This is a genomic window from Helicobacter bilis (genome assembly GCF_900198365.1).
GTDB lineage: Bacteria > Campylobacterota > Campylobacteria > Campylobacterales > Helicobacteraceae > Helicobacter_A > Helicobacter_A bilis_B.
The window spans coordinates 1-9,104 of the sequence record NZ_FZMS01000104.1; the positions used below are offsets into that span (position 1 = coordinate 1).

At 33.5% G+C, this 9,104-nt stretch carries 7 protein-coding genes and 1 pseudogene; 5 read left to right on the top strand and 3 right to left on the bottom strand.

Annotated features, from left to right (window positions below; genetic code table 11):
- Nucleotides 1-145: 145 nt before the first annotated feature.
- The 5 genes and pseudogenes from C6H08_RS10990 to C6H08_RS11010 all read left to right on the top strand — a co-directional run.
- On the top strand, nt 146-1,000 hold the full coding sequence (locus C6H08_RS10990) for an ATP phosphoribosyltransferase regulatory subunit (protein WP_034580237.1): 855 nt from the start codon (nt 146-148) through the stop codon (nt 998-1,000).
- A complete protein-coding gene (locus tag C6H08_RS10995; protein WP_034580236.1) occupies nt 1,000-2,262 on the top strand; it encodes an adenylosuccinate synthase in 1,263 nt (420 codons plus the stop codon). The genes C6H08_RS10990 and C6H08_RS10995 overlap by 1 nt, the downstream gene beginning before the upstream one ends.
- A 126-nt stretch (nt 2,263-2,388) precedes the next feature.
- Nucleotides 2,389-2,601, top strand: coding sequence for a 30S ribosomal protein S21 (gene rpsU, locus C6H08_RS11000; protein WP_005219948.1), 213 nt, complete (start codon nt 2,389-2,391; stop codon nt 2,599-2,601).
- Between the two features lie 485 nt (nt 2,602-3,086).
- Complete coding sequence (locus C6H08_RS12380; protein WP_267892904.1) at nt 3,087-3,209, top strand: hypothetical protein; 123 nt, start codon at nt 3,087-3,089, stop codon at nt 3,207-3,209.
- 181 nt (nt 3,210-3,390) lie between these two features.
- Nucleotides 3,391-3,519 (top strand): annotated as a pseudogene (locus tag C6H08_RS11010) (YkgJ family cysteine cluster protein); the annotation flags it as partial.
- Between the two features lie 359 nt (nt 3,520-3,878).
- Here C6H08_RS11010 and C6H08_RS11015 read toward each other — a convergent pair.
- From C6H08_RS11015 to C6H08_RS11025, 3 genes are read right to left on the bottom strand one after another with little or no spacing between them, the layout of a single operon-like run.
- Complete coding sequence (locus C6H08_RS11015) at nt 3,879-4,607, bottom strand: OmpA family protein (RefSeq protein WP_034580234.1); 729 nt, start codon at nt 4,605-4,607, stop codon at nt 3,879-3,881.
- A gap of 13 nt (nt 4,608-4,620) precedes the next feature.
- A complete protein-coding gene (locus tag C6H08_RS11020) occupies nt 4,621-8,118 on the bottom strand; it encodes a hypothetical protein (RefSeq protein WP_034562416.1) in 3,498 nt (1,165 codons plus the stop codon).
- A gap of 12 nt (nt 8,119-8,130) precedes the next feature.
- Complete coding sequence (locus C6H08_RS11025; protein ID WP_034562417.1) at nt 8,131-8,802, bottom strand: hypothetical protein; 672 nt, start codon at nt 8,800-8,802, stop codon at nt 8,131-8,133.
- Between the last annotated feature and the right edge of the window lie 302 nt (nt 8,803-9,104).

The following is a 9,104-nucleotide window of genomic DNA, read 5'->3' on the forward strand; positions in this document are numbered from 1 at the left end:
CTATATCTCATGTTAAATCCGGATAGACCATGGGGGGGGGTTTAGGGCATAATTTTTAGATTCTAAAAAATGGCGTTGTTTATCAAGTATTAGCTATAATTAAAGCTTTGTAATTGCGAGTTTGCTTTAAGGTAAAAGGCGAAATATGATTTTAGAACATGAGATTCCAGAAGGCAGTAAGCTTCATTTTGGGCTATCAGCAGCACTTAAAAGAAAGGTTGAAAATCTAAGTGTGAATCTTTTTTATAAGCATGGTTTTGAAGAGATTGTAAGCCCAACTTTTGTCTATCAAGAACACCAAAAAAGCTTTTTAAACAGAGATGTAATCCAGCTAAGCAGTGAGAAAAATCATCAAATAGCAATGCGGAATGATAGCACCATTGATGTCGTGCGGATTATCACAAAGCGGCTTGGTCGTAGCACTACGCAGAAAAAGTGGTTTTATATCCAGCCTGTGTTTAGCTATCCTACGATAGAGCATAATCAAATCGGAGTAGAATGTCTTGATGAGAGTGAATATCTAAAGATTCTAGAGCTTGGTATCTGTATCTTTAAAGAGTTAGGTATTAAGCCGCTTTTACAAATCACAAATGCAAGTATCGCAAAGGTTTGTGCCGAAAATACAGAGCTAGAGTATAAGGACTTTGCGACATTAAATATTGAGAGATTGCAAAGTATTGGCTTCCTTGCAAAGCTTTTGCAAGTCAATGATGTAGCAAGCTTGAAAGAATTTCTAGCAATATGTCCTAGCTTCTTACGCATTGAGATAGAAAGGCTTTTAGAGCTATGTTCATCAAGCTATGAGAATCTTATATGCGCCCCGCTTTTGCCTGTGCCGGTTGAGTATTATGATGATTTATTTTTCCGCATGGTACTTCAAAATTTCACATTTTTATCTGGTGGTATCTCGTGCATTGATGAAGTAAAAAGCTGTGGTTTTGGAATCTATACAGATAATGTAGTGCATTATCTATTAAAGCAAAATAAAAAGGATATATAATGGCAGATGTTGTTGTTGGTGTGCAATGGGGCGATGAAGGTAAGGGTAAAGTCGTTGATAGATTCGCAAAAGATTATGACTATGTAGTGAGGTATCAAGGCGGACATAACGCAGGACATACAATCGTAGTAAATGGTGTAAAATACGCCCTGCACTTAGTCCCAAGTGGTATCTTATATCCGCAATGTAAAAACATTATCGCTAATGGCGTAGTAATTGATTTAAATGCGTTATTACAAGAGTTAAAAGAGCTAAATAAGGCATTAAATCCACAAGCAAGTGATAATATAAGGCTTTTAGAAAATAGACTTTTTATCTCACATAAAGCACATGTGATACTGCCCTATCATGTTATGCTTGATAACTTAGGCGAGAATAAACGCACAAAGACTATCGGCACAACGGGTAAGGGCATAGGACCAACCTATGCGGATAAAATCGCAAGGAATGGCATACAAATAGGCGACTTACTTTGTGAAGAAAAGTTACGAGTAAAACTGCAAGCAAATTTTGAAAATCTAGCACATTTAAACCTTAACTTAGATTTAGAATCTTTAGTAAAAGAGCTATTAGACTATGCAAAAATCTTTGCCCCATTCATCACAGATACGACAAAGCTGCTTTGGGATTCCATCAAACAGAATAAAAAAATCATGCTAGAAGGCGCACAAGGCAGTATGCTAGATATAGACCATGGCACATATCCATTTGTAACTAGCTCAAATACAAGCATTGCAGGCTGTCTCTCTGGCGCAGGCTTAAACACAAGGGATATACATGAAGTGATAGGCATCACAAAGGCGTATTGCACGAGAGTTGGCAATGGTGCTTTTCCAACGGAATTACTTGATGAAACAGGGAAGTTATTAAGAGAAAAGGGCTTTGAGTTTGGCACGACAACAGGCAGACAGAGACGATGCGGCTGGCTTGACTTAGTAGCGATTAAATACGCTGTAAGGCTTAATGGTTGCACGAAACTTGCGTTGATGAAAATCGATGTGCTTGATGGCTTTTCATCAGTGAAAGTGTGCGTTGGCTATGAATACAAGGGTGAAGTTATTGATTATGTACCTTATGACTTAGATGTAAAACCTATTTATAAAAGCTTTAAAGGCTGGGATAAAACGGCTAGGTTAAGAGACTTTGATAGCCTGCCTAAAGAAGCAAAAGAGTATATCGCCTTTATAGAATCTTTTGTAGATTGCAAAGTAGGCTTTATCTCTACAAGCCCAGAGAGAGATGATTTGATTGTGTGTGAATAGTTTATAATTGTGTAATAGTTGCATAAATAAATCATTTTTAATATAAAATCAAAAAATATTTATATTTATTAATAATTTTTTGGTACAATCAAAGTTTTTAATCTTAAAAAGAAAGTGGGTGATAACATGCCGGGAATTAAAGTAAAAGAAGTCGAAACTTTTGATGAAGCATACAGAAGATTCAAAAAACAAGCTGACAGAAATCTTATTGTAACAGAGTGTCGCTCAAGAAGATTCTTTGAATCTGCAACAGAGCAACGCAAAAAACGAAAGATAAACGCTAAGAAAAAAATGTTAAAACGACTTTATATGCTAAGACGCTATGAGTCTCGTCTGTAATAGACTTTGAGATAATATTAGCTAACTTCTTATATATTTGGGATGTGGTTTTGTTACCATTGCAAGATTTCTTTCCCCTAGTTTTTCTCTAGATTCTAGGCTGAGTTTGCACATCTCAAATACTCTCTTTGTAGATTCTGTATTTATGTTTCTTTTCATTTCTTACATGCACCAATAGTTATGGCATAAACTAATAATATTGTTTTATGGTGCGAAGATTCGGTTGCAACTCCATTTAGTGCATAGTGCAGTGTCTCATAATATTGCATTCGTATTTATTTTATTGCAAACAAATATAACATTTTACATAATCTTATCAAGGCATTCTCTGCCTTATGTTAAAGTTGCATGTAGCTTAACGAATCTGCAAGACTTATTTTTGACAGATTATTTTTTATGAGTTTAGCATGCTTTTAAATCTACTTGAAAAAGACGAAAAAAGTGGTATCTTTGGAAATAGCACATCAATCTTGCATGGAGTAACAATGACTTTTTTGATACACAAAAGCAGTGCTTGCGACTTATTGATATTAGCTATGATAAAAGTTATAAAAAATAGCAAAGCCACAAAGCCAACCGCATTATATTATTGGAATCTATGGCATTAGTATTTGCATGGTATGTCGTGCATGTGGATAATAATCCACCCAGAAGAAAAAAGAGTAATTAAAGATATGATAAAAGCTTTTAATCTTACAAAAAACCACGCATTAATCTATAGAGAATGAATTAAAGCTGTATTATCTCACTACTCAAGGTAGAGCGTTGATTACTCTATAAAGTTATGATATGAAAGAGATTTATAATGTAGGGTTTCCATGTACTAGTTGTGGTGCATATTGTAAAAATATAGCTGGTATCAAGGGGTTAGAATCTTTTGATTTGGGTAATGGTGTATGCAGATTTTTAGATTCTAAATAGCCTGTATATATGTTTCACCTTATACCCTAAAATCAATATTTGGATCTTAAACCTAAATTTTTCTAGCTCATAGTTTGCATAGAGTGTGTCAGAAAATAAACTTCCTACATTTATGTAAAATGCAGAGTGTATTTTAAAGTTTTATCACATTTTGACAACCATTAAAGACAGAATATGTTTGTTTTAATTTAAATGTGTCATATATGAGTCAACATAAATTGCAAAAAAAATAGGTAGCAAAGGATAGGTAGCAAAGGATATGCAAAACTAAGATAAGTATTATGAATAAGCAAAAGGTTATCAATATCCAAATAAAACCAACCATACAAGGGCAAGGAAACATAGAATATAAAAAACTAGCTTTTTACCCTATCTTTTTTCTGTGTATCTTTTTGCTTATTTTGTCCTGCTTGTAATATCTTTTGAATCTGTTCGTTTGCCTTAAAGCTTGCTTGAAACTCAACTCGTCTTGATAACTCATCACTTGCTAGTGGTTTTGCAAAGCTTACGCCATTTGCACGCAAAAGTTTAATAAGCCATTCTTGCTTATCATTAATGCTAGGCAGTGAAAAGCAATATTTTAGCACTTGAAAGGCTCTCTCTTGACTTAGCTCAGCATTACCTAAATATCTTCTTTCAAGTGATTGTGCACCTTCCCAGTCCTTAGAGGTATGCCCTTCGATTCTAATATCTTCTATAAAATCTCTATATTTTTCACCATATAAAATACGCACATAACGCGGAAAAAAATCATCTAATATTTTTTGGAATCTCTCTTTTACTCTCTTTTGTCCCACATCAAATAAAATATCTTGCTTTTGGAATCGTATCGTCGTATCTTCATCTATAAAAGCGTCCCATTTCTTTAAATCCCTGCCAAACTCTTGCATTAAATCCTTGTAGAGTTCTTGTTGCAGGTTTGAATAATTCTCTGCTAAATCTCGCATTTTTTCATTCTGTATTTCTAGCTGCTTTTTTTCATTCTCTAAAGTTACCATAAAGGCTATGGCAATCATCATAAAAATCATCATAATGCCAGACATCATGTCTGATATGGTAATCCAATGGCTTGACTTCTCTTCCATGTGCTTCCCTTAGCTATGCAACACCCATAATTTCTTTAACTTTCTTTAAAAACCATTCATAATTGTTCGCAAAGCTTTGTGTCATTTGCTCCATTTTAGAATCTAGGGCTTCAAGATTTGTGCCAAGATTCTCATGTATTAATGCCCCTTGTCTTACTATCTCATCTGTGTTTGTTTTAAAATGCGTTACCACTGCTTCTAGTGTTTCTTTTTGTTTTGTAAGTAATGTATCGCTTGAAGCTGTGATAGTTTTCACATTTATTTCTATGGCTTGGACTGCTTTATGCAATTCTTGTGTGGCTTGATTTTGATTCTTAATATTTGCTTGCATGCTTGCTTGCATAAGCTTAATGTATTGCACACAGAGATTTTTAAAATGCGTGTTAAGATTTTCAAAGCTTGTTTTTGTGCTACCCTCAAAGCCTTCAAGTGTGGAGCTAAAGCTTGATATTTTATCATCAAAGCTTTGTAATAATGTCTCATTTTTTTGCATAACACTACTAAATTGAGTGATAAGCCCTTGTGTGAGTGAGCCTAGATTTTCTTCTAAATTTGTATAGAATTTCGCATAAGTCTCTTTTGCTAGACTTAGGGCTTCTTGGCTTAGATTCTGATTATTCTCTCTCAAAGTTTTCATATCGCTTAGAATGCTTTGGCAGTTTGAGTGAATATCGCTGCTTGTTGTCTGCAGACTCTGCGTAAAGTTCTCTAAATTTTTACCTATGGTATCATAGAATCCTTGCGATTTTGTCTGTATATCTGTGAATATTGTCTGCTGTGTGCTTAATGCGTGATTTAGCTTTTCATCATAGCTTTTTTGACTTTCTGTATTTGTCTCTTGTAGTTTTTCAATAATCTCTTGTAAATTCTCTTTTAAAGCATCACTTGTTAGCCCTAGATTCCTTGATAATGTCGTGCTATTATTCGTGATTTTAGAAAGTAGTGAATCTGCATTATTGCTTAATTTTTCATAAGTAGAATGCAGGAAGTCATCAAGCTTTTGATGTGAGTTTATAAGGCTATTGGATAGATTTATCGCTTGAGAATCTAGACTTTTTACAATGAGATTATTATCTTTTTCAAGCATATCGCTTAGATTCATATAATTATGTTCTAGCATTTTATTAAACTTATTTAGCATTTGTTGTAAGTTTGTATCAAGGCATGTAGTTTGTGTTTGTAAAAACTCATGTAATATCTCGCCTTTTTTGCTTAAATCTTGTTGTAATTGCTCTGTTTGTGTGCTAAATGTTGTTTTTAGATTCTCATTTTGTGATAATAGATTTTCATTCAAGGTATTTGTTTGTGTTTGTAAAAACTCTTGCATTTCTTGGGCTTGTTTATCAAAAGTGGTATTCATACGCTTATATTGCCCTTTGAGTAACTCTACAAAATCATCTGAAGTTTGTATGAAATGCTGACTTGAGTTTTTAATCACTGCGGTTATAGAATCTGTTGTCTTTGTATGCTGTGTTTGAAGTCCATCTTGCATGTTTTGGAGTGTGTCTTTTGTGGCTTCATGTAGCATATTTAGCTCTTTTTCTAGGTGTTCGTGTGTGGTTTGCAGACTAGATTCTATATTTTCTTTATATGCAGTGTGAAGTGTGGATAGACTTTCTATTGTGTTTTGTGTTGTTTCCTTGCTGCTTTCTTCTAGCTTTTCTAGTGCTGCTGTATGCAGGTTAGCTAAAGTTTGTATGCTTGCTTCTTGTGTTTGTGTGATAAATTCTTTTGTTTTTAGGGCATGTTCGTTTATTTGCGTAAAGTTTGCTTCTTGCATATTTTGGAGTGTGTTTATATGCTCTTTTGCAAGATTGCTTGTCATTTCTATACTTGTGTGGAGATTTATCTTTCCAGAATCCTCTAATTCTTTCGCACAATCTTTTAGGAAGTCATAGGCTGTTTGAGAAGATTCTAGAATCTTATCTTGCATACACTGATAATCTTTGGCTACTTTTTCTTGGAAGTTTTGATGCAAGGTGTCAATATTTTTCATAATTGCTTCATAATTATTTTGTAATATGTTTTGTAAGATTTTATCTCGTTCTTCAAAGGCATTTGTAAGCGTTTGTATAGAATCTTTTGTAAAGTTTTCTAGCTTATTTGCGTTATTTGTAAGCGTTTCTTGCAAGACTTCTGTTGTATCCGTCATCTTTGTATGAAGTGTGGCAAACTGCTCGTTATAGAGTGTTTGCATTTTTTCTTGCATTTGTGCGGCTTTATGTATGCTTTCATTACTTGCTGTGTTGAGTTTTTCTAGCATAGAATCTGCGTTATTTTTAAAGGATTCATTAAGAGATAGCATAGAGTTTGACTTCATCTCTATATCTTCATTAATCACTTTTGCTAAGTCATTTGAAGTCTTACTTGCTTCTTTAAAAGATTCTAAAACTTCTGTGTTTGCGTTTTGCAATGAATCTTTAAAGTCATTATAAGAGATTTTAATAGATTCTAGAATCTGGCTATTTTGAGTTTGCAGGGTTGTATTTGTGCTATCAAGTCTGGCACAGCTTGTTTCAAAAAATGAAAGTAGCTTTTCTTCGTAATTACGCAAATACTCTTGCAAGTCTTCTTTTGCTTGTTGCAAGGATTTAATAAAGTCTTTAGAATCTTTTAGGGCTTCAAGGCTAGAATCTTTTAGCGTTGCTATTGCTTGCAATTTCTCTTCAAAGCTTTGCTCTAATGCGTTTAGCATTTGTAATGCTTGGATTAGATTTTCTTGTATTTGATTATTTTGCTTATTATATTCTTGTATTTGTGCGAGATTTTCTTTATTTGCTAGGATAGATTCTGTTGCTTGTTGCATGGAATCTTGCGTATCTTTTAGCGTTTGCTGCATCATTTGCATAGAGTTTGTATTGTCTAGAATCTGTTCTTTATATTGTTCTTGCCATGTAAGCATATTATAAGTTGCTTCATTTAGCTGCTTAAAGTTTTCGCCAAACTGCTCTTTTAAGTTATTATTAAAATCACTGATAACTATTTCTAAAGCTTTAATGAGTTCCTTACTTGCTCCACTTGCTAATGTCTCAAGGGCTTTATGCAAGGATACATCAATATCCTTTAGCATTTGTTTTAAGTCTTTTTCAAAATCTTCTTTTTTTACAAACTCTGCTTTAATCTCTCTTAATGCGGTATTAATATATGTGAGTTCTCTTAAGTGCATGAGTTCATCGAGTTTGTGTGCTTGTGTAGCGATAAAGTCTATTTCACTATTTTCAGTTGCCTTGCTTTTTCCTTTTTGATATATGCTAAGGGCTATGGCTAAACCCATACCTACAATGGAAGTGTAAAAGGCTGTCTTTAGCCCATCTAAAAGCATAGGCACAGAGCTTAATAAATCATGTGTATCAAAGCCTATAAGCCCCACAAAGATACCCGCAAATGTCCCAAGTATCCCTATACTCATAATGAGTGATTTAAAATCTTTGTGATTGTTACTACCAAAGCTTCTTAAATCCCATACAGCTAGTCCTAGCATAATTAGCGTAAAAACTATATTAATAATCATTGCAACCTCTATTTAATGTATATTTGATATTCTCACTCTTACATGTGTAATTTTTATAAGACCACGCAGTATAAAGCCAAGTGCTATGCAAAATGTAGCAAATATCACAACAAGCAATACTAAAAAGGCAAATAATAAGCTAGAATTTGCCTCTGCTAAAGTCGCAATAGCTATATCAACCTGCATACCGCTTTGTATCCCGCTGGTATCAAAGGCTAATGCCACAAGCAAAATCCCTAAAAGCATAACAAAAGATGCTATAACATAAAGTCTAAAAGCGGTGATAAAATGTCTTAAGTTAGTAATAGAACTCATCTCATAAGCGATTTTATAAGAAAAATACATATTGCAGCAAAGGGCTACAATAAAATAGGCGATTAAAGCTTCTAAAAGCACTAACGCACTGCTAGATTCAAACAAAGCTAAGGCAAAGCTACAAAGAATCTGTATAACTATCATATACACATAATTGCGAAATAATAACGCATTAACAATCCTACTAAATCTATACAACACATAGAGACTATATACTAAGAAAGCAAGTGAAATAACATTAAAAAGCATATCAGATTGCACGAGTATGGGGGATAACATGCAGATAATAATACCGCAAAGAACAGCATATACTAAGCCATTTTTTGCGCTCTTTAACTCCGCATGATTCTCAATCTCAAGGATTTCCATATATGATTTTACTCCCTTGTGCTATCTTGTTTTTGTTTGTGTTGTTTTTTTATTTTTTTGTTGTCGCGTGATTATAGCAAAATTTTATTATTTTTTAATCTATGATATGAAAAGGATAAGTTAATTATGTTTTTGTTTATTTGGATTAATTCTCGCATATAGTAGAGAAGTATTGCATGTGATTTTACTATATGCTCCAAAAAATAGAGACTATACAAAAGATTTTAAGTAAAAAGTTTTTGTATGATAAGCACATACAGAATCTTATATCATCTTAAAACTTCTTCCTATTCACATCTTCT

Bases quoted from the DNA above. Each gene is read 5' to 3' on its own strand.
- C6H08_RS10990 (WP_034580237.1), top strand. From the start codon at position 146: ATGATTTTAGAACATGAGATTCCAGAAGGCAGTAAGCTTCATTTTGGG.
- C6H08_RS10995 (WP_034580236.1), top strand. From the start codon at position 1,000: ATGGCAGATGTTGTTGTTGGTGTGCAATGGGGCGATGAAGGTAAGGGT.
- rpsU (WP_005219948.1), top strand. From the start codon at position 2,389: ATGCCGGGAATTAAAGTAAAAGAAGTCGAAACTTTTGATGAAGCATAC.
- C6H08_RS12380 (WP_267892904.1), top strand. From the start codon at position 3,087: ATGACTTTTTTGATACACAAAAGCAGTGCTTGCGACTTATTGATATTA.
- C6H08_RS11015 (WP_034580234.1), bottom strand. From the start codon at position 4,607: ATGGAAGAGAAGTCAAGCCATTGGATTACCATATCAGACATGATGTCT.
- C6H08_RS11020 (WP_034562416.1), bottom strand. From the start codon at position 8,118: ATGATTATTAATATAGTTTTTACGCTAATTATGCTAGGACTAGCTGTA.
- C6H08_RS11025 (WP_034562417.1), bottom strand. From the start codon at position 8,802: ATGGAAATCCTTGAGATTGAGAATCATGCGGAGTTAAAGAGCGCAAAA.